Raw genomic sequence first — 24328 nt, 5'->3', positions numbered from 1 at the left:
CGTATCAGACCTGGACCGGCACGACATCGACAGCCTGCGAGCCGGCCTGCCCCGAGGCAGAGCGCAGGACGCCCTTGACCGGAGAGACATCCGCATAGTCCCGCCCATAGCCGATCACGATATGATTGACGCCCACATCGCAGGCATTGGTCGGATCGTATTCGACCCACCCTGCCTGCGGCCCGCACCAGGCGCGCACCCAGGCGTGCATGGCATCGGCGCCTTCCAGACGCTCGCGTCCGGGGGGCGGTTCGGTCCGAAGACAACCGCTGACATAACCGGCCGGAATGCCTACGCTGCGAAGGGCCGCGATCATGATATGGCTGAAATCCTGACAGACGCCCCGGCGCGAGGCGAAGGCATCCTCATGGCGCGTATCGACCGAGGTGGCCGAAGAATCGAAGGTCATGTCCTCGTGCAGACGCTCGCCAAGGCGCTGGACAATCTCGCGTACCGTGGCACCGGCAGGCGCAAGGTCGCTGACATAATCCTGCAAAACGAGATTGGGGCGCACGCGGGGCGTCGTGCCGAGGAAATGAAGCGGCGAGTCAGGCGCAAGGCTGCGCACTGCGTTGAGAGCGGGTTTCAACCGATCGAAATCGATCGAGGCGCCGCTTTCCCTGGGCGCCTCATGCCGGTTCACGCGGGCCGAAAGCACCGCCTCGAACTGGCGGTGGGCTTCCTCGAAAACGACCTCGCTGGTCCAGTTACCGAAATAATCGCGAAACCCGCTCTGTTCGGCAGGCTCCGGAAGGAAAGTCAGCGCGGCATTCGAAATCTCCTGGATACCGGCAACATGCGGCGGCCAGAGATGGACCAGATGACGGCCGGTGAGAACCGGTGCGTCATAGATATAGGCGATCTTGAGGTGGATATCGTAAAGCACGCTGGCAGCCTCAGGTCAGATAGATGACAGTGATATTATCGGAGAGGCGAGCGATCCGGCTCCGGAAATCGGCGAGATAGGCTGTGTCGATCCCCTCTGGCGCCATCCCTGCGAAGGCGCGGCGAACCGCCCCCACCTGCTTCAGCAGCTCGCGGCTCGCCGGCGTATTTTTCAGCTCCGCAATTGGCGTCATCTGGGTTTCAAGCTCCGTCAGATGGAAAATGAGGGAACGCGGATTGAGCTCATCCAACGCAAGAAGCTCGATGACGGAGGCGCGGCTCGCCTGAAAGCCATAGCGGCGCCGATGGGAAATCGAACTGTCGGCATATTCAAGCGCGAGATCGAGACTGCCGAGTGGCGCGTCTTCCGCCAGAAAACTCGCCAGTGCCGATGCCAGCGCCATGATACGCTCAATGGAGCGCCCGAGGCTGAGAAAGCGCCATTCGGTAAAGCGGTACATATTGTCCTGCAGGAGGCCGGTGAAGGCGCTCGACTGACGTAACAGCACTCCCATTTCGCGGGATGCGTCGTCGCCCGGCATCAGACGGCTTTCGAGCGCATCATCCAGCCTGTCGCTGAGCTGGACAATGGCCGCCCATCCATCTGGGGACAGACGGTCGCGTACACTGGCTGCGGCACGCATGGCCGAGCGGATCGCTGTCGCCAGAGCGGGCGGTATCGCCACTTCAGTATGGAGCCCGATAAAAGCGGTATAGCGGGTCAGATAAGACAGAAGCGGCGACTGGGGAGATGCCGCATCCGCCAGGCTTTCATGGCGCGCGCGGTTGAGCCGGGTAAAGCTCTCTGCGCGCTCCATATAACGTGCCAGCCAGAACAGGTTCTCAGCCGCCTTGCTCGGCAGCGCCCCCTGCTTGGCGCGCGGCGCACGGGCCTGCCCGCTGGCGAGATGGGTCACGGTATCGACAGGCTCGTCGCTGACAATCCAGACATCGGCGACCGAACTACCGGACTGCATGCTGAAAACCGGCGCGGCCTCATCCGATCCAATGCGCGCAAAGCCGCCGGGCATGACCGACCATCCCGAAGCGGTGCGCACCATGAAGACGCGGAGGCTCATCGGACGCGGCACAAGCTTGCCATCGACCCAGGCGGGCGAGGTCGAGAAGGAAACCGCCTCCTGTCCCACCAGCATATCCCCCTCGGTCTCAACCAGATGGCGGGCATAGTCGAGGCCCTGCCGGCGCAGCTGGCTGCCCATGAGGGAAGACTCCTCGGGATCGAACATCTGCCGCGTCGAAAGCGCCGGCGCCAGCATCATGGCCTCAAGGCGTGAGAGGACATGGCTGCGCTCTGCCGGCTGGCCGCACCACCATGTCGCGATGTTCGGCATGGCAAGCGGTCCGCCTGCGAGTGCTCTGGAAATACGCGGGAGGAAGGCGAGCAGCGCCCGCGATTCCAGCACACCTGCGCCAAGCGCATTCACCACAGAGACAGAACCGCGCCGGATGGCACCGACAAGGCCGGCGGTCCCGATCTGCGAGGTCTCGTCGAGTTCGAGCGGATCGGCATAGAGCGTGTCGAGCCGCCGCCAGAGGACATCGACCGGCTGCAGCCCTGAAACCGTCCGCACAAAGACTTGCCCCTGTTTGACGGTAAGGTCCTCGCCCTCCACCAGAAGGAGGCCGAGATAGCGCGCGATATAGGACTGTTCGAAATAGGTCTCACTGAACGGGCCGGGCGTCAGGATCGCAACATGATTGTCGGGGTCCGAGCGCATGTTCAGCAGGGCTGTCCGAAACTCCGAGAAGAAGTTCGACAATCTATGCACGCGCGCCTGCGCATAATGTTCGGCATAGATACGCGAGGTCGCGACCCGCGTTTCCAGCGCATAGCCTGCGCCAGACGGGGCCTGCGTGCGGTCATTCAGCACCCACCATGTCCCGTCCGGACCACGGCTGATCTCGAATGCAATGAAGTTGAGATAATGCCCGCCGCGCGGCTTGACGCCCACGAGGGGTCTGATCCACTCGGAACTTTGCGCGATCAACTCACCGGGCAGCGCCCCTTCGGCGACCAGGCGGTTTTCTCCGTAAAGATCGGCGGCCACCCTTTCGAGGAGGTCTGCGCGCTGCTTCAAGGCGCCGGCGATGGTCTCCCATTCCTTTCCATCGATCAGCACCGGGACGTGGCTGAGCGGCCAGGGACGTTCTGCTGCACGGTCCTCCGTATACTGACGCAGAAAGACGCCTGAATTGCGCAGATACGCGTCGCCACGCGCAAACATCAGGCTGAGCTTGTCGCCATCCTGCTCCGAGAGATGATCGATAAAGCGCTGCCACACGGGCCGGATACGGCCCTGCCCGTCCATGAGCTCGTCTGGAACACCATCGACTGGCCTGTAATGAGAGAGCAGCCTTGAACGGGTGTCTTCAGCTGCCTTGCTGGGCCGGGGCATGGTCTAGATGCCCTGCGGCCTGCGCAAGTCGAGGGTCAGCGGAAACTCTGGATGCATACGCTCGGCCTCCGGCATATAGCTCCCCGGCTTGTGGCCATGCGGCTCGAACCGGGCCAGACGGCGCGCCTCTGCCTCATTGGAATTGACCGGGAAGGTCTCGTAATTGCGCCCGCCCGGATGAGCGACGTGATAGACGCAGCCGCCAACCGCATGTCCGCTCCACGTGTCGAAAATATCGAAAGTGAGCGGCGTGTTCACCGGCAGGGTCGGATGCAGCGACTCTGGCGGCGCCCATGCCTTGTAGCGGACACCCGCGACTTCGCTCGCACTCCCGGCAGACTGTGTCAGCGGCATCTGCCGTCCATTGCACGTCACAGCGAACCGGCCCGGCGCACCGGAGGTAAGTTTCACCTGAAGCCGCTCAGCCGAACTGTCCGTATACCGAACGGTTCCGCCAATCGCCCCTGTCTCGCCAAGGACGTGCCATGGCTCGATGGCCTGACGCAGTTCCAGCGTGGTGCCCTCATAGCTGACCTCACCGCAGAACGGGAAGCGGAACTCGAACTGGGCCTCATACCATTCAGGCTTGAGGTCGAACCCATGGCCCTTGAGATCGTCCAGCACGTCCATGAAGTCCTGCCAGACAAATTCCGGCAGCATGAACCGGTCATGCAGCCGCGTGCCCCACCGGATCGGGGTACCCGTCAGCGGGCTCTGCCAGAAGCGTGCGATGAGCGCGCGGATCAGCAGCTGCTGGGCAAGGCTCATGCGCGCATTGGGCGGCATCTCGAAAGCGCGGAACTCCACAAGGCCAAGCCGCCCCGTCGGGCCATCCGGGGAGAACAGCTTGTCGATGCAGATTTCGGTGCGGTGCGTATTACCCGTCACATCGATCAGCGCATTGCGCAGCAAGCGGTCGAGCAGCCAGGGCGGCACACTCCCCTCGCCCGGCATCGGAATCTGCGACAGCGCGATTTCCAGCTCATAGAGCGTGTCATTGCGCGCTTCGTCGATGCGCGGGGCCTGACTGGTCGGGCCGACGAACAGGCCGGAGAACAGGTAGGACAGGCTTGGATGGCGCTGCCAGTGAAGGATCAGGCTTTTCAGAAGGTCCGGACGGCGCAGGAACGGGCTGTCATTCACATTGGCCCCGCCCACGACGACATGGTTGCCCCCGCCGGTGCCGGTATGACGCCCGTCAATCATGAACTTGTCGGTGCCAAGACGTGTCTGGCGGGCCTCTTCATAGATGGCCTCGGTCGTCGCGACGCATTCTTCCCAGTTATGCGCCGGGTGAATATTGACCTCGATGACGCCTGGATCGGGCGCCACACGGATCACGTTGAGGCGCTCATCCGGCGGTGGGGCATAGCCTTCGATATGAACCGGCTGGCCGACGCCTTTCGCCGCCTTCTCGGCGACGGCGACAAGCTCCAGATAGTCCTCAAGCGCTTCGGTCGGCGGGATGAAAACGCAGAGATGGCCATCGCGCACTTCCACGCTGAGCGCAGTGCGCACGCTCGCCCCCTCCTGCGGGGTCATCTGCTGCTGACGGACATCCTGGCCCTTTGCGGCCTCCGTCCGGCTCGACACAGTCTGGCGCGCGCCAGCTTCGGTCTCGCGCTGTTCGACCGCTTCGCCAATTGAGAACTCGGGCAGCGGTCCGCGCGGCTCCGCCGGGTCGGCGACGTGGAGATAGGGATAAATTGAAGGCGCAAGATGCGGCAGAGCCTCAAGCGGCAGACGATAGCCGGCCGCGCTGTCGCCCGGCACGAGGAACAGCTTGCCCCGCCGGAAGGACCATTTCTCACTCCGCCAGCGCGACGTCGCGGCCTTGGCCTGCCAGCGCTGGACCGGCAGGACAAAAGCGACAGGCTCTGTCAGCCCGCGCTCGAATACTTTCGCGATCCGCTGGCGCTCTTCGGGGTCTTTCAGCTTTGAGTTTTCCGGCGTGACATTGTCCGGCAGGCGGCCTTCACGCAGGATCCATTCGGCCGGGTCCTCATAGGCCGGCTGGACCAGATCGGCTTCCAGACCCAGCTCCTCAGCCATTTCGGCCATCATCGCCTTTGCGTCGTCCGCTGTGGCGTCCTGCGTCTCACCCTCCGGGGCAATCAGGTCCACATCGCGCCAGACCGGTTTGCCGTCGCCGCGCCAGTAGAGCGAGAAGGTCCAGCGCGGCAGCGTTTCACCCGGATACCATTTGCCCTGTCCGTAATGGAGCATGCCGCCCGGCGCGAACCGGTCGCGCAGGCGCCGGATCAACTTGTCGGCAAGCGCGCGCTTGGTTGGCCCGACGGCGGCCGTGTTCCATTCGGCGCTCTCGAAATCATCGATGGAGACAAAGGTTGGCTCTCCGCCCATGGTGAGGCGGACATCCTCTTCCTCAAGCACCTTGTCGACCTTTTCACCCAGTGCATCAAGGTCGGCCCAGCTCTCATCGGAAAATGGCTTGGTAATGCGCGGATGTTCGGCCACCCGCTTGATTTCCATATCGAAATCAAAATCGGTCTTGGTCTCCGGATCACCGCTGAAGCCGCCGGAAATCGGCGCGGCGTTGCGATAGTGCGGCGTCGCGGCCAGCGGGATGTGGCTTTCGCCGGTGAGCAGCCCCGATGTCGGGTCGAGCCCGATCCAGCCCGCGCCCGGAATATAGGCCTCAACCCAGGCATGCAGGTCGGTGAAGTCATGATCGGTCCCGGTCGGACCATCCAGCGCGACAAGGTCGGGTTTGAGCTGGATGAGATAGCCAGACACAAAACGCGCCGCAAAGCCAAGCCGGCGCAGGACCTGCACGAGAAGCCAGGAGGAGTCCCGGCACGAACCGGAGCCCTTGCGCAGTGTGACTTCCGGCTCCTGCACGCCCGGCTCCAGGCGAACGATATAGTCGACCACCTGCTCCACCCGGCGGTTCACATCGACGAGGAAGTCGACCGTATTCATCCGGTCTTCCGGGATCGTGTCGAGGAAAGCCTTGAGCAGAGGGGTCAGGCGTTCGGGTCTGCGATAGATGGCAAGGTCAGGCGCATAGTCCTCGGAATATTCGAACGGCCATGTGTCCGCGCTCTCTTCCACGAAGAAGTCGAACGGATTGTAGACGGTCATGTCGGCAATGAGGTCGACCTCGATCTTGAACTCACGCACCGGCTCGGGAAAGACAAAGCGCGCCAGCCAGTTGCCGTAAGGGTCCTGCTGGTGGTTCACAAAATGCTTGCCCGGCGAGACCTTGAGGCTGTGCGAGACGATCCGCGTGCGCGACTGGGGCGCAGGCCGCAGCCGGATGATCTGCGGACCCAGCTGGACCGGCCGGTCATACTTGTAATGGGTGAGGTGATAGATGCTGGCGAGAATGGCCATGAAGAAACTGCCTTACCTTACTGAGGTCTTCCTTAGCGTAGATGCGCTGGTTTCGCGAACGGGAAAGGCCTGATGCGGAATGTTGTGCCCCTTCCTGCCTTTCCACCGGGCAGGCGGGCGCCTTCCCCGGGCGACCTCTCTTGCAAGGGAGCGCTAGAGCAGAAACGACAACAAACAGAAAACCAGTGACGTAAAAGGAGCCGGACTTTCCAATTATCTGGCAGCAAAGAGGGCGGGCCCGTGCCGGTCACGGCCGCTCTGATCCTCCTGGCAGGAAATTGCCCGAGGACAGTGCAGCCTGATTCTTCGGAGATTTTCCGGACAGGAAATCAGGAGGGCAGCGATAGTTCTTGACTCTATATATTTAGAACAAAATAAGAACATATGGAGTCCAGAGCCCTAGATATCCCCGGCGTCTTCCGGTTGGGTGAGGCACGCAGAAAGCCCGATCAGAGCTTTCCGCTGAACCTTGGCCGTGAAGGCGTGCATGAAATCTGCGAAGCGCGCCATGGCGACATGGCGGCGATGACAGGCTTTGCCCTGGCCGCCGCGCGCCCGCCCTCCGGCGCCGTTTTCTGGGTACGCCAGTTCGGCCTTGCCCGCGAGCATGGCGGCCTTCTCCATGCCGGTCTGTCCCGTCTTTCAGACTGCCCCACCGGCCTCATATCGGTCGAGACCCGCAAGCCAGGCGATGCGCTCTGGGCCAGCGAGGAAGCGATCTGTTCCGGCGCTGTCGGCCTGGTCATCGCTGAAATCGAGACCCTGGACTTTACCGCATCGAGGCGTCTCACCCTGGCAGCCAGCCGCCATGGCGTCCCCCTTATCCTTCTCCTGCCCTGGCGGCGGGAAGGCGCGAGTGCGGCGACCGCCCGCTGGCGTGTCGCTTCCCGGCCTTCCGCGCCAAACGCCTTCGACGCCCGTGCGCCAGGCGCCAGCCGCTGGCAGGCCATTCTGGAGAAGTCCCGGCAGGCCCCGCACATGGCGGGACGTGTCTTCAACATCGAGCTCGACCATGAAACGCTATCTCTCCGTGTGGTTTCCGGGCTGGCCGCTCACACGCCTGCGGCGCGCCCGGCGCCAGCCGACATCGACATCAGCCAGGCCCTGCCCCGGCGACAGACCGGCTGAGCCCATCCGCAAGCCTTTCGTCCTGGTCGAGGATGGCCCGCACGGCCTGCGCGTGGCGGCTGCCAATGCATCTGCCCGAACGCTCGGCATATCGGCAGGTCTTGGCTTTACCGATGCACGCGCCCGCTGCCCCGACCTGATGCATGAAGACATCGACCGCGAGGCCGACAGCCGCGCTTTGTCCCGGCTCGGGCACTGGATGGTGCGCCTCTCGCCCCTCGTCGCCCTGGACGGGCCTGACGGGCTGATGATCGAGACGACGGGCTGCGATCATCTGCATGGCGGCGAGCCAGCCATGATGGAAAACGTCGCCAGCCTGCTTGAAAGGAATGCCATCCCGCACCGGCTGGGCCTTGCCAGTACGCCCGGCGCCGCGAGCGCACTCGCCCGGGCCTGGCCGGGCCATATTCTTGCCGATGGAGAGGAAGCCGCAGACCTGACAGAACTTCCCATCAGCGCGCTACGCCTGTCGCAAGAGGCCGAAACCCTCCTCAAACGCTTCGGCCTGCGCCAGATCGGCCAGCTTTACGGCATCGACCGCAAGGCCCTTGGGCGCCGCTTCCAGTCGCGGTCTGCCGCGGATGCAGTTCTCCTGCGACTCGATCAGGCACTTGGGCTGCGTCATGAACCGCTGGCACCGCTGCGCGAGGCACCTTCGCATGTCTCCCGCCTGCCCTGCCCGGAACTGCTGCTGGCGACTGAGGGCGTTCAGGCCGGGCTTGAATGGCTGGCAGATGATCTTTGCAGCAGGCTCGCAGATATCGGAGAGGGCGCGCGGGCCTTTGGCTTTCATGCCTTCCGGGCCGATGGCGAGGTCAGCTCTGTTGCCATCACGCTCGCAAGGCCGGTCCGCACACCGAAACACATCCTGCGCCTATTCTCCGAAAAGCTGGACAGGATCGACCCCGGCTTCGGGATCGACCTCCTCATGCTCGAAGCGCGCCGGACCGGGCCGATGGAGACCAGCGCGCCTGCGCTTTCAGGCGATCTTGCCGCGAGCGAGACCGATCCTGTGCTCCTCTCTGCCCTGGCCGACCGCATCACGGCAAAGCTCGGCGAAGGGGCCGTCCAGATTACGGAAGCCCATGAAAGCCACCTGCCCGAACAGGCCGAGCGAAAGGCAGGCTTTGATGGCCACCTGCCCGCACCTGCTGGCCCGCATGTCTCTCACGGACCAAGACCGATCCGCCTGATTGAGCCGCCCGAGGAGATAAAGGTCCTCGCCGAAGTGCCAGACGGCCCGCCGCTCCGCTTTATCTGGCGGCGCGTGCCGCATGCTGTCACCCGCGCGGATGGCCCTGAACGCCTGGCCCCGGAATGGTGGACATGGACCGCCCCGCCGCCACCATCTGCCAGTCCTGAAGGCGTGGACCGTAAATGGCTGAACCCCAAACTCGACAGGCGCGCGGACGCCGCCTTCATCGCCAGGATCCGTGCAGACCTGGAAGCGGCCGACCCAGGTGAGCCTGTCGCCAATCTGCCGCGCGCCCGTGACTATTACCGGATCGAGGATGAGGAAGGCCGCCGCTTCTGGCTGTTCCGGCAGGGCCTCTATGAGGATGGCCGCGGCGGCGCCCCGCTCTGGTTCATGCACGGGCTGTTCGCATGACCGGTTACACAGAGCTCGCCGTCACCACGAATTTCTCCTTCCTGCGCGGCGCAAGCCATCCGGAAGAACTGGTCGCGCAGGCCAGGGGGCTGGGTCTTGCCGCAATCGGTATCGCCGACCGGAATACGCTAGCCGGGGTCGTGCGCGCGCATCTGGCGGCGAAAGAGCATGACATGCGCCTTCTCGTCGGTGCCCGGCTCGTCACGAGCGAAGGAATCGACCTCATCGCCTATCCGCAGGACCGGGCGGCGTATGGCCGGCTTTCAAGACTGCTGTCGGAGGGCAAGCGCCGGGCGCCAAAAGGCGACTGCCATATCACGCTGGAAGACGTGATGGCGCACTCGGACGGACAGGTCTTCATCGCCATACCCCCGCCCCAGCCTGCCGAGACCTACAGGCTGCGGCTTGAATGGCTGCGCGCGCGCTGGGGAGACCGGCTTTATCTTGGCGCGCGCTACAGCTTCCAGGGCCAGAACCGGGAGCGGATTGCCCGGCTTGCCGATCTGGGTCTCAAGGCCGGCGGGGTGCCAATCGTGGCCGTCAATGATGTGCTTTACCACGCCGCCGAACGCCGCCCCCTGCAGGATGTCGTGACCTGTATCCGTGAGCATTGCACTGTCGATGAAGCGGGCTTCCGGCTGGAAGCGAATGCCGAGCGCCACATCAAGCCGCCAGAAGAAATGGCCCGGCTTTTCAAGGGGTTCGAACCGGCCCTTAGGAGAACGCTTGAGATTGCCGAACGCTGCCGCTTTTCGCTGGATGAGCTGGCCTATGAATATCCCGATGAGCCTGTGCCGCCGGGCAAGACGCCTCAGGAGCATATCGAGACACTGGCCTGGGCGGGGGCGCACTGGCGGTATCCGGGCGGTGTTCCGGACAAGGTCCGCAAAGCCATTACCAAGGAACTCGGCCTGATACGGGAGCTCGACTACGCGCCCTATTTCATCACCGTCCACGACATTGTCGACTGGGCGCGCAAGCAGGACATTCTCTGTCAGGGGCGTGGGTCTGCGGCCAATTCTGCCGTCTGTTACTGCCTTGGCATCACCAGCGTGGATCCGTCCATCACCAGCCTTCTCTTTGAGCGCTTCCTGTCCAAGGAACGAAAGGAACCACCCGATATCGATGTCGATTTCGAGCATGAGCGGCGCGAGGAAGTCATCCAGTATGTCTATCGCCGCTATGGCCGCCACAAGGCCGCGCTGACGGCGACCGTGATTTCCTACCGTCCGCGCTCTGCCGTGCGTGAAGTCTGCAAGGCGCTTGGCCTTTCAGCCGATATTGCCTCGGCGCTGGCGGGCACGGTGTGGGGCAGTTTTGGCTCTGACGTGAAGGAAAAGCAGATCCGGCAGGCCGGTCTCGACCCGGCCAATCCGGTGATCCGGCGCGCGGTCCAGCTGACGCGTCAGCTGATCGGCTTTCCGCGTCACCTCTCCCAGCATGTCGGCGGCTTTGTCCTCACCCGCGGGCCGCTGGTGGAAACCGTTCCCATCGGCAATGCCGCCATGGAGGAGCGCACCTTCATCGAATGGGACAAGGACGATATCAGCGCGCTGGGGATCATGAAGGTCGACGTCCTCGCCCTCGGCATGCTGACCTGTATCCGCAAGGCGTTCGACCTTTTGCGCCTGCACAAGGGGCTCGATTACACCCTCGCCAGCATCCCGCAGGACGATGCGGCGACCTATGACATGCTCTGCAAGGGCGACAGCCTTGGCGTTTTCCAGGTCGAAAGCCGGGCGCAGATGAACATGCTGCCGCGTCTTCGCCCGCGCGTTTTCTATGACCTTGTCATCGAGGTCGCGATTGTCCGGCCGGGGCCCATACAGGGTGACATGGTCCACCCCTATCTGCGCCGGCGAAACGGACAGGAAACAGTGACCTATCCCGCCCCTGCCCCCGACAAGGGCCCGGCAGACGAGTTGGAAACCATCCTGAAACGCACCAATGGCGTCCCGCTCTTTCAGGAACAGGCGATGCAGATTGCCATGGATGCGGCGAAATTCTCTGCCGATGAAGCCAATGGCCTGCGCCGGGCCATGGCGACCTTCAGGAAGGTCGGCACGATCCAGAACTATGAAGAGATGATGGTCGAACGCATGGTGGATCGCGGCTATGAGCGCGCCTTTGCCCAGCGCTGTTTCGATCAGGTCAAAGGGTTTGGCGAATACGGCTTTCCCGAAAGCCATGCGGCAAGTTTCGCCCTTCTGGTCTACGTCTCCTCCTGGCTGAAATGCCACCATCCGGATGTCTTCTGCGCCGCCCTCCTCAATAGCCAGCCCATGGGTTTCTACGCCCCCGCACAGATCGTGCGCGATGCGCGCGAACATGGCGTCGAGGTGCGCGCGGCCGACGTGAACCTGTCGGACTGGGATAATATATTGGAGCCCTCTGGGCTTTCCGCTCGGGGCTATTCGGCATCTCCCGATGCCGGCCCCTGCGCCAGCGCAGTCGCTTGTGAGGAAAAAGACCGGGAAGAAGCGAGCGGACTGCTCCCTCCCCCCCTCGCCGTGCGTCTCGGCTTCCGGCAGATCGATGGGCTGCGCGAAGAAGAGATGGAAGAAATGCTCAAGGCACGCGGACCCGGTTTCGAGGTGCCCGAAGACATCCGCCGGCGCACAGGCCTCTCCCGACGGGCCATGGAGACCCTGGCCGCCGCCGACGCCTTCCGCTCCATGAAACTCGACCGGCGGGCGGCGCTCTGGGCAGCGCGCGGTGAGGCGGCTGGAAAAACCCTTCCCCTCTTTGCCGCCGCCGATACGGCCGAACAGGGCCGCGAGACGGCAACGCCCCTGCCCCGGATGCCGCAGTCGGAACATGTGCTTCAGGATTACCAGACCACCCGGCTGTCGCTGAAGGCCCACCCCATGTCCTTCCTGCGCGAGCATTACAGCTCGATGCGGACCTTGAGTACGAAAGACGCCTGTAACCTCGCGAACGGGACAAGAGCCCAGACAGCCGGCATTGTCCTTGTCCGCCAGAGGCCCGGCTCTGCAAGCGGGGTCTGCTTCATCACCATCGAGGACGAGACGGGCGTTGCCAATCTGGTGGTCTGGCCGAATGTGTTCGAGCGCTTCCGCGCCATTGTGATGGGCGCGCGGATCATTCTGGTGAAAGGGCGTATCCAGCGCGCTGAAGGGGTCACCCATCTTGTTGCCGAACAGCTTGTCGACCGCACGGCTGACCTTTCCCTATTGTCTGAAACCACGATTGAAGACCCGATGAAGGCTGTGCTTTCCAATGCCGACGAGGTGGTCAGCCCCATCCCGGACCGGCGCGGCCCACCACGTCGAACCGTACACACGCACCCCCGCAATGTCCGGATCATTCCCAATAGCCGGGACTTCCATTGACCAAACTGTAAGCGTTGCCGCCCCAAGCTCGCCAGAATCGCTCTGCGCCCTATTTGTCGCGGGTATACAACCGTCATCTCCGCGACAGAATCTATAGATAGGGTCATATGCGAGAAAAGACGCAAACGAGCCAAATCGGTTACAGGACTGGCGTGACATATCTGAAACTATCCTCTGCGATCCTGTCATCGCTCCTCATCGCTGTCGCCTGCCAGGGCGAAAGCGGCCAGGAGAGCGAGGCCCCGACGCGCCAGCCGCGCAACATAAATGTCGAGGCCTCACAGGTCTCCTATGAGACCGACACGACCCGCATTGAGGCCGTCGGCACGGCCCGCGCACGTGCGTCAGCCACGATCCAGCCCGAAGTTTCCGGTGAAGTCACCGAGATCAACTTCACTTCGGGGGACCATGTCGAAAAGGGCGAGGTCCTCGTCCGGCTTGAATCGCGCGCAGAACAACTCGCCGTCGATCAGGCCCAGGTGGCCCGCAAGGCGCCCAGCGTCTGATTGACCGCTATAGCAAGGTGTCGACTCCCGGTGTCATCGCTGGCAATGAAGTCGACCGGGCGCAGGCCGCTATCGATGCCGCTGAAATCGATCTCGATATTGCCCGCGACGCACTGGCGGACCGCACCATTCGCGCGCCCTTCAGCGGGCATGTCGGCCTTACCGATATCGACCCCGGCGCACGCATCGGCCCCGATACGATCATTACCCGCCTTGACGACCGCGAGGTCCTTTTCGTCGATTTTCCAGTACCTGAGCAGACTTTCGGCAAGATCGAGCAAGGCGATGTCTTCCAGGTCGAGCCGTTTTCTGACCCTGACAGTACCTATGAGGCTGAAGTGCTGACCCTCGACAGCTCCATCGATGCGACGACGCGCGCCTATACGGTGCGCACCGCCATCGACAATGAGAATGACGAGCTTCGCCCCGGCATGAGCTTCCGGATCGGCTTCGACCTGCCCGGCTCGTCCTATCCCGCCGTCCCCGAAGAATCCATCGTCTGGGGCGGCGACGGCGCCTTTGTGTGGGCCGTGAGAGATGGAGAGGCCCGGCGCGTCGGCGTCACCATTGTGAGCCGCAAGGAAGGTCGCGTCCTGGTCAAGGGCGACCTGCCCGAAGGCAGCTGGATCGTGGAAGAAGGCGTCCAGAAAGTCCGCCAGGGCGCCCCGATCGAACTGCCTGCCCGCAGTGGCAATGCCGCGCCTGTGGCCAGCGGCGCGACACCGGGCACGCCGGGCGGAACGGCGGCGGCACAGCCATGACGCCGAGCGGCGACGGTCTTCCCGGCCTTGCAGTCCGCCGCCCGCTTATGGCGGCGGTGCTCAATCTTCTCATTGTCATCGCGGGCCTTGCCGCCATTCTCGGCGTCGAGGTGCGCGAGCTGCCGGATGTGGACCGGCCCGTGGTCTCTGTCCGCGCCTCGCTGCCCGGCGCCGCGCCGGAGACGATGGATGCCGAGGTCACAAGCATTCTGGAGGGCGGCATCGCGACCGTTTCCGGCGTGCGGGAAATCCGCTCATCCAGCGAGGAGAACAGCTCCCGCATACAGGTCGAATTCAATCCCGGCGTCGATCTCGATACCGCCGCCTCCGATGTCCGCGAGGCGGTCAGCCGGGTCACGCGGGACCTGCCCGACCGGGTTGAGAACCTCTTCGTGACCAAGGCCAATGATCAGGGCCAGGCCATTCTCACCCTCGCCATCATCAGCGATGCCTACAGCGAGGAAGAGCTCACCCGCATCATCGAGAACGACATCACGCCGGAATTTCTCGCTATCAATGGCGTCGCCACGGTGCAGGAATTTGGCACGCGGATCCGCCAGATGCGGGTGCTTGTCGATCCGCTGCGCCTCAACCGGTTTGGCCTGACCATTGCCGATGTGGCCGACGCCCTGCGTCAGGCGCCTTTCGATGTGCCAGTGGGCAGTTTCCGCTCCGACGCGCAGGAGCTGATCGTGCGCGCAGAGGCCACGGCGGCCACGCCTGAGCTCATCAAGAGCATCTATATCCGGGGCAACACGCAGATCGGCGATGTGGCCGAAGCGGTCCTTGGCCCTGCGGATGCCGACAATTTCCTGCGGCTGAACGGCGAGCCGATCATCGGCCTTGGCATTGTGCGGCAGGCGCAGTCCAACACGATCCAGATTTCGCAGGCAGCAAAGGACAAGGTCGACCAGCTGAACCAGCGGTTCGACGATATCGAGCTGCGGGTCACCTCGGACGAAGCGGTCTTTATCGAAAAATCGGTTGAGGAAGTCCTGACCAGTCTCGCCATCACGGTGCTCATCGTGGTGATTACGATCTGGCTGTTCCTTGGCTCGCTCAAGGCCACCATCATTCCCGCCGTCGCCATTCCCGTCTCTCTCATCGGCACGGTGGCCGGCATTTGGGTGCTCGGCTTCTCCATCAATCTATTGACCCTTCTGGCGCTGGTGCTGGCGACCGGCCTCATCGTCGATGACGCGATTGTGGTTCTCGAAAACATCCAGAGGCGTCAGGGCGAAGGCATCCGGCGGCGTGCGGCAGCTGTGCTGGGCACCCAACAGGTCTTCTTCGCCGTTATCGCCACGACAGCCGTACTGGTCGCGGTCTTTGTGCCCATCTCCTTCCTGCCATCCACAACCGGGCGCCTCTTCCGCGAATTCGGCTTCGTCCTATCCATTGCCGTTCTCATCTCATCCTTTGTCGCGCTGACCGTCGCCCCGGCAATCGCGTCCAAATTCCGTTTCATCCCGCGCGATCCGGAGGACCGGAAGGATAGCTGGCTTGAGAAACGTGGCCGCACGGTCGCCAATGCGTACGGTCGCGCCCTGAATGTCTGTCTTGGTCACCCGATCGTGGTTGCGCTGGTCTGCCTCCTCGCAGCCGGCAGCGCAGGTATGCTCTATTTCTCGCTCGGCAAGGAACTGGTGCCGCCCGAGGACCGCGGCGTGGTCGAAGTGTTCGCGACCGGGCCCGATGGCGTTGGCCTCTCCTATATGGATCAGGAAGCCGATGAAATTGAAGAGATTCTGGCCCCCTATGTGGAGGATGGGACGATTGAATCGCTCTTCACAATCGTCGGCAGATATGACCCCAACCGCGTTGGCGTCACCGCCTGGCTGGCGCCCTGGGAAGAGCGTGACAAGAGCCAGGAAGAGATTATCGCCGAGCTTCAGGGGCCGATGTCGGAAATTCCGGGCGCCCGGGTGTCCGTCTTCGGCCGCTCCAGCCTGCAGACGCGCGGCGGCGGACGCGGCGGCGGCTTGCAGGTCGCACTCACCGGCAGCGACTATGGTGAAATCTATGCTGTCGCGCGGGAGCTTTCGAACGCCATCGAGGACAGCTCAATCCTGTCCAATCCAGAAATTTCCTACCAGCCGACCCAACCGCAGCTATCGATCCAGGTCGACAGGCGAAGGGCCGCCGATCTCGGCGTGCCGCTTGAGGAATTGTCGATCACGCTGCGGGCGATGGTCGACGGCGATGATCTCATCGACCTCAATGTGAACGATCAGGCCATTCCGATCATACTGGAATCCGAGACCGGCACGATCCGCGATCCGGGTGATCTCCGGAACCTCTATGTGCGGTCAAATTCCGGTGAACTCATCCCGATCTCGACGCTGACGACCATAACGGAGGAAGGCGTCGCCGCCGAACTGGACCGCACAGAACAGCGCCGCGCCATCGAAGTCGAGATGGACACACGGCCCGGCCTGCCGCTCGCAGATGCGATTGCGGAGATGGAACGGCTATCAGACGAGATCCTGCCGCCTGGCATCAACATGCTGCTTCAGGGCGAGGCGCAGACGCTGCAGGAAAGCAATCGCGACATGATGATCACCTATGGCTTTGCCTTCGTGATCGTCCTCCTGGTCCTTGTCGCCCAGTTCGAAAGCCTGACAAGCCCGATCGTCATCATTCTGAGCGTGCCATTCGCCCTGGCGGCAGCCGTCTTCGCGCTCTTCCTGACGGGCGTTTCGCTGAATATCTATTCGCAGATCGGCCTTGTCATGCTGATCGGCCTGATGGCGAAGAACGGTATTCTGCTTGTTGAATTCGCAGATCAGTTGCGCGGCGAGGGGCGCAGCGTGCGCGACGCTGTGTATGAAGCTGCCACTATCCGGATGCGGCCTATCGCGATGACACTTATCTCAACGGTTCTGGGCGCCCTGCCCCTGATCCTGTCGAGCGGTGCGGGCGCGGAGGCGCGCAATTCCATCGGCTGGGTTGTCTTTGGCGGGCTTGGCCTGACGGGTGTGTTCACCCTCTTCCTGACGCCCGTCATCTATCTTGGCGTTGCCCAGTTCTCAAAGGCTCGCACGGCTGAAACCCGCGCGCTTGAGGAAGAGCTGGAAGAAGCGACCAGGAAGAGCAGCCAGCGTCCGGCGGAGTAAGCCGTCAGACCCGCGCCCAGAAGCCGCTCCAGGCGCCGAGCTTTTCAGGAAGCCCCGAGCCAGCTGGGCTGAGGCCCTCCGCGCTCGCGACCACTTCGCCCTGCGGTCTCAGCGCCCCGGGCAGGTCCACCGGCGTCCCTAAAAGATTGAACACACAGAGCCACCGCTCCGCCTCCAGCGCGCGATGGAATGCCAGCACGCCCGCCGGCGCGGGGAGAAATTCCATGGTGCCGCCTCGCAGGGCTGGCGAGGCTTTGCGGATAGCGGTCAATGCCCGTGTCAGTTCCAGGGTCGAGCCTTCTGCACCGTCCTGCGTATCGGCGGCAAGGGCCTGCTGGGCCGGGTCGACTGGCAGCCAGGGCTCGCCCGTCGAAAAGCCTGCATTCGGCTCTGAAGACTGCCATGGGAAGGGCGTGCGCGCCCCGTCCCGGCCGAGGGTTCGCGGCCAGTTCGCAATCGCTTCCGGGTCCATCAGATGTTCGAACGCGACCTCGCCCTGCGGCAGGCCAAGCTCTTCGCCCTGATAGAGAAAGGCGTTGCCGCGCAGCGCCAGAAGCAGGAGCAGCAGCATGTCCGCCGCCTGTTTTCTGTAGGCAGGACTTGCCCAGCGTGAAACGGCCCGCGGCGCATCATGATTGGAGAAAGCCCAGCTTGGCCACCCCTCCCCGTCCGCTCCGCTCCACTGTTCCAGCGAACGGCGCACCCGCTCCGGCGTCAGCCTTTCGGCATAGAGGAAGTCGAAATTATAGGCGGAATGGAGCCGGGTCTCGCCCTCCGTAAAAGCCTTCATCTCACCGATGGGGTTGGCGCCCACAACTTCGGCAACAGAGAAGCTCGCCTCATATTCATTCAGCAAAGCCCGCACGCGCTCTAGGAAGGCCGGAATCTCCGGCTGGGACATGTTGTAGAGGTGACGCTGCATGTCGAAGGGGCGCGTGACCTTGCTGATGTCGAGACCGGAGGGCGGATTGTCTCTCAGCTGCGCGTCGTGAATGGCGAAATTGATCGCGTCGAGGCGGAAGCCGTCGACACCGCGTTCCAGCCAGAAACGCGCCGCGTCCAGAAGGGCGTCCTGCACTTCGGGGTTACGGACATTCAGGTCGGGCTGGGAGACGAGGAAATTGTGGAAATAGTATTGCTGGCGCCGGCCGTCCCACTCCCAGGATGGCCCGCCAAAGACCGATTGCCAGTTATTGGGCGGCGATCCGTCAGGCTTCGGGTCGGCCCAGACATACCAGTCCGCCTTTGGGCCGGTCCTGCTTTCCCGGCTCTGGCGAAACCAGTCATGGGCGTCTGAAGTGTGCGAATAGACCTGGTCTATGATCAGTCTGAGCCCGCGTGCATGGGCTTCTTCGACCAGGGTGTCGAAATCTTCGAGGGTGCCGAACATCGGGTCGACGCCGCAATAGTCAGCGACGTCGTAGCCGAAATCCTTCATCGGCGAAGTGAAGAAGGGCGAGAGCCAGATGGCGTCGACATTGAGCGAGGCGACATGATCCAGCTTCCTGCGGATGCCGTTCAGGTCGCCGATTCCGTCGCCATTGCTGTCGAGAAAACTGCGCGGATAGATCTGATAGATCGTGGCGCCTTTCCACCAGGGACTGGAGGGGCATGACATCGGGCTGGGTCCTCTACTTTCAGACCGGATAGTTTCAGCCTGAAGGGCCTTCTGTCCAGTGTATGGACGGTGCACCCACGGTGCATGGGCGGTGTTTTTCGAGGCCCTGACCCTAGCGTCAGGCTTTTCGCGGCCGCGTAAGTCTGAGACCATCGCGAAAACAATAGAAATGAGGGAAACGCCATGCTCGCCAATGTCAGTGAAACCGCCCAGGAAGAAGCCGACCTGCGCCGCGGTCACAAATACGACCTCCACTATACGTCGCCGCCCGCCGCCGACCTCACCGATCTCGATCTCTTCACAAAGGGTCAGCCTTTCGGCGCCTTCGCGAAGATGCGTGAGGCCGCCCCTGTCTGCTGGCACGATGAGGAAGAGGGCGCCGGTTTCTGGGCGCTGACGAAATACCAGGATATTCGCGCGGTCGAACTCGATACCAAGACCTTCTCTTCGCAGAAGGGCGGTATCCTGATGAATTACGGCCACGCCGATGCGAGGCACCCCCTGCTCCACCGCGCCTCGCTGGACGCGATGATCAATCTCGACCAGCCTTACCACTTTCCACTCCGGCGCGAGCACATGCCTTTCTTCACGCCCGCCTATGTCGCCAATCTGCGTGAGCGTGTGGACGCCAAGGTGACGGCGCTTCTCGATGCGATGGAAGCCAAGGCGAGAGACACGGGTGGACCAATCGACATGGTCGAGAGCTTCTCGGCCGAACTGCCGCTTTTCACACTGTGCGAGATTCTGGGCGTCGCTGAGGCCGACAGGCCCAAGCTCATCAAATGGATGCACTATCTTGAGGTTTCGGCCGACACGATGCGCAAGGGGGAGGCCATCGATCCGCAATTCTTCGGCGCGTTTGTCGAGAACGTCCTGGAGATGTTCGAATATGGCAAGACGGTCCTGAAGGCGCGGCGCGCCGACCCCAAGCCTGACCTGTTGTCCGCCATCGCCAATGCCGAGGTGGATGGTGAGCTGCTGTCGGACGAGATGCTGGACGGCTCCTGGCTGCTTATCGTCTTTGCCGGCAATGACACGACGCGCAATTCCCTTTCCGGGACGATGAAGCTGTTGACCGAGTTTCCAGAAGAGAAACAGAAGCTTATCGAAGACCCTTCGCGCATTTCCAACATGGTGCACGAGGCGATCCGCATGGTCTCTCCCGTCATCTATATGCGCCGGACCGCGACGCAGGACGCTGAGATCAATGGGCAGAAAATCGCCGAGGGCGAGAAAGTCGTCATGTATTATGGCGCGGCGAACCGGGACCCGTGTGTCTTCGCCGAGCCGGACCGTTTCGACATCGCCCGCACCAATGCGAAAGAGCATCTCGCCTTCGGCCTTGGCCCGCATGTCTGCCTTGGACAGCGCGTCGCCAACATGCAGCTGGAAGCGGCCTATCGCCAGATACTGGCACGCTTTCCGGACATTGAGTGGACCGGAAATATCGATATCGCGCCAAACAATTTCGTGCACGCGATCTCGCGGCTCGATGTCGATCCTGGGCCTAAAACCTGACGCCAGACCGCAAAAAAATGGCGGGAATGGGGGATTTCACTTTTCCTGTTAATTATTGATTTTGAACCGTCAGATAAATTTTGAAACTTGTAGCGGGCTGGGAGGGGAGTTTTGGACCAAGCCATCGCGATAGGCTTTGCTGTGCCTGCCATTTCGATTGGCATGTGCGCGATATTCGCGTGCTTCTGGTACTATAACCGCGAGGATCGGGCCGCCCCGCTCTTTGCGGCCGCCTTCACAATGTGCGCGCTCGGGTTTTTCCTGAACCATTTTGTCCTGGCCAAAGAAACGATGGCAAACGCCGTCTTTCACAATAGCTGCTACGCCCTCGGCCTCTATTTTCTCAGCGACGGCCTGCATCGCTCATTCGACCGCAGAACCCCGCATGAGGCCCTTGCCGCAATTGGGATTTTGAGCGTGGTTCTGGCGGGCATCATCCAGCTGAACGAGTTCGGTCTTGCCGTCCGGATCATCACCATCAACATGATCCATGGCGGCATGCTGATCGTGTCGGCCTGGACGCTGCGTACGATCTGGAAGAAGTCGTGGACGGGCACCGCAGTTCTATGCGCCCTGGCCCTCTGCATCCTCAATCTCATGCTTGTCTCGCCAACGACGCTGTTCGGCAGGACGGTCGGCGATGCCACCTACTTTCAGTCCGCCTACTGGTATGTGATGAACCTGCTCAGCATCCTGTCCATCCTGTCCATGGGCGGCGCGCTGATATCGGTCTGTGTCATGGAGCGGCTGGACGCGCTTCGCGACCATGCGGACAACGACTTCCTCACCGGTCTTAAAAGCCGCCGCGCTTTCGAGACGGCTGCCAGCCATTACTGCGAGGTCCGCTCCGGTGACTATGCCGCCAGCGTGGTGCTCATCGACCTCGATTATTTCAAGCTGATCAATGACAAATACGGCCACGCTGCCGGCGACGCCGTCATCCGCGCGGTTGGCGACCTTCTCTGCCGCCAGACACGGACCAGCGACATGTGCGGACGCATGGGCGGCGAAGAGTTCTGCCTGGTGCTTCCAGGCACGGATCTGGACGGCGCGCGCACCCTCAGCGAACGCCTCAGGAAACGTCTCAGCGAGCTGAATGTCCCCGGACTGCCAAACGATATCACGGTCACCGCGAGCTTTGGCATCGCCGAACTTGGCCGCGACGACCTGTTCGAGGACATTTATCCGGTGGCCGACGCCGCGCTCTATGCGGCAAAATCCAGCGGCCGCGACAAGGTGGTGGTGGCCAGCGCGCCAAGGGATCGCGGGCGCCCGGTCAAGCGCCAGCGGATCGACGCAATGGCCCTTTCCGACAGGCCTGCAAGGCTGGCCTCCTGACAGACATAAAGACATTTCGGCCTGCCCCGACGTGAGACTTGTCCGGCCCCGGCCAAGATGCTCTCTCCAGTGCCATCACAACCCTGGAGGAAATCATGTCGCAGAAACCAGAAAGCGTTGGCAACGAAGTCAAATACGAAGTCAGCAACCATGTTGCCGTGGTCACGCTGAACCGTCCCGACAAGCGCAATGCCGTCAATGGCGCCGTCGCCTCGGCGCTCGGCTGGATTTGCGAAGAAACAGAGCGCGACGACGATGTGCGCGCCTGTATCCTGACCTCCTCGCTGGAATCGACCTTCTGCGCAGGCGCAGACCTTTCGGAGATCTCAAAGGGCAATGCCGGCGCGCTTTCGACCAAGGAAGGCGGCTTTGCGGGCTTCGTGAAATATCCGCGCACCAAGCCATGGATCGCCGCCGTTCGCGGCAATGCGCTGGCGGGCGGGTGTGAGCTTCCGCTGGCCTGCGACATGATCGTCGCCGCCGACAATTCGCGCTTTGGCCTGCCAGAGGTGAAACGCGGTATCTTTGCCGGTGCAGGCGGGGTGTTCCGCCTGCCGCGCGCCCTGCCCCGCAATATCGCGCTGGAGATCGTCGCGACCGGCGACCCGCTGCCGGCCGACCGTCTCTATCAGCTGGGCCTGATCAACCGGCTGGTTCCGTCCGACCAGGTTCTGGGCGAAGCCGAGGCGCTGGCACAACAGATCGGGGTGAACGCCCCGCTGGCGGTGCGCAAGAGCCTGGAAGTCGCCCGTCAGGCCTATGACGGCACCGAGAGCGATCTCTGGAAGGCGTCGAACGAAGCCTCCGGCATCGTCTTCTCCAGCGAGGACGCCAAGGAGGGTCCGCGCGCCTTCCTGGAGAAACGCGCCCCGGTCTGGAAAGGCAAATAAGTCAGACCATCGGGCCCCCGCCCCTAACAGAAGAAAGCCCCCGCATCCGGTGATGCGGGGGCTTTGTCTTTGGGACTGGCATGATGTGCCGTTCAGCAGGTCAGGAGACCGGCATTCGGATTTTCTGGACCAGTTCCACAATGTCCCTGGGCGGCGGCCTTGTGGCGAGCGCTGTGACCACGCCCACCGCCGTTGCCAGCCACATGAAGACGAAACCGATCCCTTCCGGTGAGACGCCGAACAACCAGTGGGCCGGGTCTGTATCGACGAATTTGAACCAGTAGATATAGCCAAATGTCGTGACCAGCCCCGTCAACATGGCTGCGATGGCGCCCTGCTTGTTCATGCGCGTCCAGAAGATGCCGAGGAAGATCACCGGGAAGAGAGACGCAGCGGCGAGGCCGAATGCAAAGGCCACCACCTGGGCGACGAAACCGAGGCTGTTGGAGAAGATGCCAAGCAGACCGGCGGCCAGCACGGCGCCCGCCGCCGCACCGCGCGCGACCCGAAGCTCTGTCCTGTCATCCATGGATTTGAAGATGGTGCGCCGGCAGAGATCGTGGCTGACGGCAGACGAAATCACCATGAGAAGACCGGCCGCCGTTGAGAGCGCCGCCGCCAGCCCGCCGGCGACGACAAGTCCGATCACCCAGGCGGGCAGATCGGCAATCTGCGGATTGGCGAGAACGAAGATGTCATTATTGGGCGTGACTTCATTGGCGAGCCCATCGGGCGCGTCCAGCCCGCGATATTGCATGATGCCGTCACCATTTTTGTCCTCGAAGGCGACAAGGCCGGTCGGCTCCCAGTCCTTATACCATTCGGGCACGGGCTTTCCGCCTGCGGCCTCAATCTCTGCGGCGCGGGCGTCATAATCTTCCTCGTCGGCGATATAGGTCGCCTCATTCACCGTATCGATGAAGTTGATCCGGGCGAAGGCGCCGACGGCGGGCGCGGTGGTGTAAAGGATCGCGATGAAGATAAGCGCCCAGCCAGCCGAGACGCGGGCGGCATCGGCGCTCTTCACCGTGAAGAAGCGGATGATGACGTGCGGCAGACCCGCCGTGCCGAACATCAGCGCAGCGGTGATGCAGAACACGTCCATCATCGACTTGTCCGTCTCGGTATATTCCAGAAAGCCGAGATCGGTGACGACGCCATTGAGCTTTTCGAGCATGGAAATGCCTTCGCCTTTCGCCTCACCGATGAAACCGAGCTGCGGGACCGGATTGCCGGTGATGATCAGAGACATGAAGATGGCGGGCACGGTGAAGGCGAAGATCAGCACGCAGTACTGCGCGACCTGCGTATAGGTGACGCCCTTCATGCCGCCGAGCACGGCATAGAAGAAGACGATCACCATGCCGATGATGATGCCCCACTCAAAAGGCACGCCGAGGAAGCCCGAAAAGGCGACGCCAACACCTTTCATCTGTCCGGCGATATAGGTGAAGGAGACAAACAGCGCGCAGATGACGGCGATGACGCGGGCGGTCGTCGAATAATAGCGGTCGCCGACAAAGTCCGGGACAGTGAACTTGCCGAACTCCCGCAGATAGGGGGCGAGAAGAAGCGCGAGCAGGACATAGCCGCCGGTCCAGCCCATGAGATAGACAGAGCCGCCATAGCCCATGAAGGCGATGAGGCCGGCCATGGAAAGAAAACTCGCCGCCGACATCCAGTCGGCCGCCGTCGCCATGCCATTGACGGTCGGGTGGACATCATGGCCGGCGACATAGAAGTCATCGGTCGATCCGGCCCGCGCCCAGATGGCGATGCCGATATAGAGCGAGAAGGTGGTGACGACGAAGAAGAGGGTCCACGGATCCATG

General features: G+C 62.6%; 14 protein-coding genes. 9 read left to right on the top strand and 5 right to left on the bottom strand.

All coding sequences use genetic code 11. The features are described from left to right. Positions 1-4 precede the first annotated feature (4 nt). The 3 genes from ABNU55_RS11010 to ABNU55_RS11000 are packed head-to-tail and all read right to left on the bottom strand — an operon-like array spanning position 5 to position 6659. On the bottom strand, positions 5-886 hold the full coding sequence (locus ABNU55_RS11010; RefSeq protein WP_290754841.1) for a transglutaminase family protein: 882 nt from the start codon (positions 884-886) through the stop codon (positions 5-7). 10 nt (positions 887-896) lie between these two features. Beyond that, positions 897-3302 (bottom strand): circularly permuted type 2 ATP-grasp protein, encoded by a 2406-nt coding sequence (locus ABNU55_RS11005; protein WP_348764361.1) that lies wholly within the window; start codon positions 3300-3302, stop codon positions 897-899. A 3-nt stretch (positions 3303-3305) separates the two neighbouring features. Next, on the bottom strand, positions 3306-6659 hold the full coding sequence (locus ABNU55_RS11000) for a transglutaminase family protein (RefSeq protein WP_290754844.1): 3354 nt from the start codon (positions 6657-6659) through the stop codon (positions 3306-3308). Between the two features lie 384 nt (positions 6660-7043). Here ABNU55_RS11000 and ABNU55_RS10995 point away from each other — a divergent pair, with 384 nt between their 5' ends. The 6 genes from ABNU55_RS10995 (at position 7044) to ABNU55_RS10970 (ending at position 17132) form a co-directional block, all read left to right on the top strand. Continuing rightward, positions 7044-7787, top strand: a complete 744-nt coding sequence (locus tag ABNU55_RS10995) for a hypothetical protein (protein WP_290754846.1) — start codon at positions 7044-7046, stop codon at positions 7785-7787. Then, positions 7672-9396, top strand: coding sequence for a DNA polymerase Y family protein (locus tag ABNU55_RS10990; RefSeq protein WP_348764360.1), 1725 nt, complete (start codon positions 7672-7674; stop codon positions 9394-9396). The genes ABNU55_RS10995 and ABNU55_RS10990 overlap by 116 nt, the downstream gene beginning before the upstream one ends. Further along, positions 9393-12749 carry an error-prone DNA polymerase gene (locus tag ABNU55_RS10985; protein ID WP_290754422.1) on the top strand — a complete coding sequence of 1119 codons (3357 nt, stop codon included), beginning with the start codon at positions 9393-9395 and terminating at the stop codon, positions 12747-12749. The genes ABNU55_RS10990 and ABNU55_RS10985 overlap by 4 nt, the downstream gene beginning before the upstream one ends. A gap of 152 nt (positions 12750-12901) precedes the next feature. Beyond that, positions 12902-13255 carry a biotin/lipoyl-binding protein gene (locus ABNU55_RS10980; protein ID WP_290754423.1) on the top strand — a complete coding sequence of 118 codons (354 nt, stop codon included), beginning with the start codon at positions 12902-12904 and terminating at the stop codon, positions 13253-13255. A 17-nt stretch (positions 13256-13272) separates the two neighbouring features. After that, positions 13273-14016: an efflux RND transporter periplasmic adaptor subunit gene (locus ABNU55_RS10975; RefSeq protein ID WP_290754424.1), complete on the top strand. Its 744-nt coding sequence runs from the start codon at positions 13273-13275 to the stop codon at positions 14014-14016. Continuing rightward, positions 14013-17132, top strand: a complete 3120-nt coding sequence (locus ABNU55_RS10970) for an efflux RND transporter permease subunit (RefSeq protein ID WP_290754425.1) — start codon at positions 14013-14015, stop codon at positions 17130-17132. Before ABNU55_RS10975 ends, ABNU55_RS10970 begins: the two co-directional genes overlap by 4 nt. 4 nt (positions 17133-17136) lie before the next feature. Here the strand turns inward: ABNU55_RS10970 and ABNU55_RS10965 are convergent, their stop codons facing one another. After that, a complete protein-coding gene (locus ABNU55_RS10965) occupies positions 17137-18750 on the bottom strand; it encodes an alpha-glucosidase family protein (protein WP_290754426.1) in 1614 nt (537 codons plus the stop codon). A 183-nt stretch (positions 18751-18933) separates the two neighbouring features. Here ABNU55_RS10965 and ABNU55_RS10960 point away from each other — a divergent pair, with 183 nt between their 5' ends. From ABNU55_RS10960 to ABNU55_RS10950, 3 genes are all read left to right on the top strand, one after another. Further along, the gene (locus ABNU55_RS10960; protein ID WP_290754427.1) at positions 18934-20268 is read left to right on the top strand and encodes a cytochrome P450; all 1335 of its coding nucleotides are present in this window, start codon (positions 18934-18936) and stop codon (positions 20266-20268) included. A gap of 111 nt (positions 20269-20379) precedes the next feature. Continuing rightward, complete coding sequence (locus tag ABNU55_RS10955; protein WP_290754428.1) at positions 20380-21606, top strand: GGDEF domain-containing protein; 1227 nt, start codon at positions 20380-20382, stop codon at positions 21604-21606. A gap of 95 nt (positions 21607-21701) precedes the next feature. Beyond that, a complete protein-coding gene (locus ABNU55_RS10950) occupies positions 21702-22496 on the top strand; it encodes an enoyl-CoA hydratase-related protein (RefSeq protein WP_290754429.1) in 795 nt (264 codons plus the stop codon). 100 nt (positions 22497-22596) lie between these two features. Here the strand turns inward: ABNU55_RS10950 and ABNU55_RS10945 are convergent, their stop codons facing one another. Further along, entirely contained in the window at positions 22597-24327 is a 1731-nt protein-coding gene (locus ABNU55_RS10945) for a sodium:solute symporter family protein (protein WP_348764359.1), read from the bottom strand. Position 24328: the final 1 nt, after the last annotated feature.

The sequence above is a fragment of the uncultured Henriciella sp. genome (genome assembly GCF_964005855.1).
Taxonomy (GTDB): Bacteria; Pseudomonadota; Alphaproteobacteria; order Caulobacterales; family Hyphomonadaceae; genus Henriciella.
Note: the sequence above shows the minus strand (reverse complement) of the source record. Positions and strands in the feature narration are given on the sequence as shown.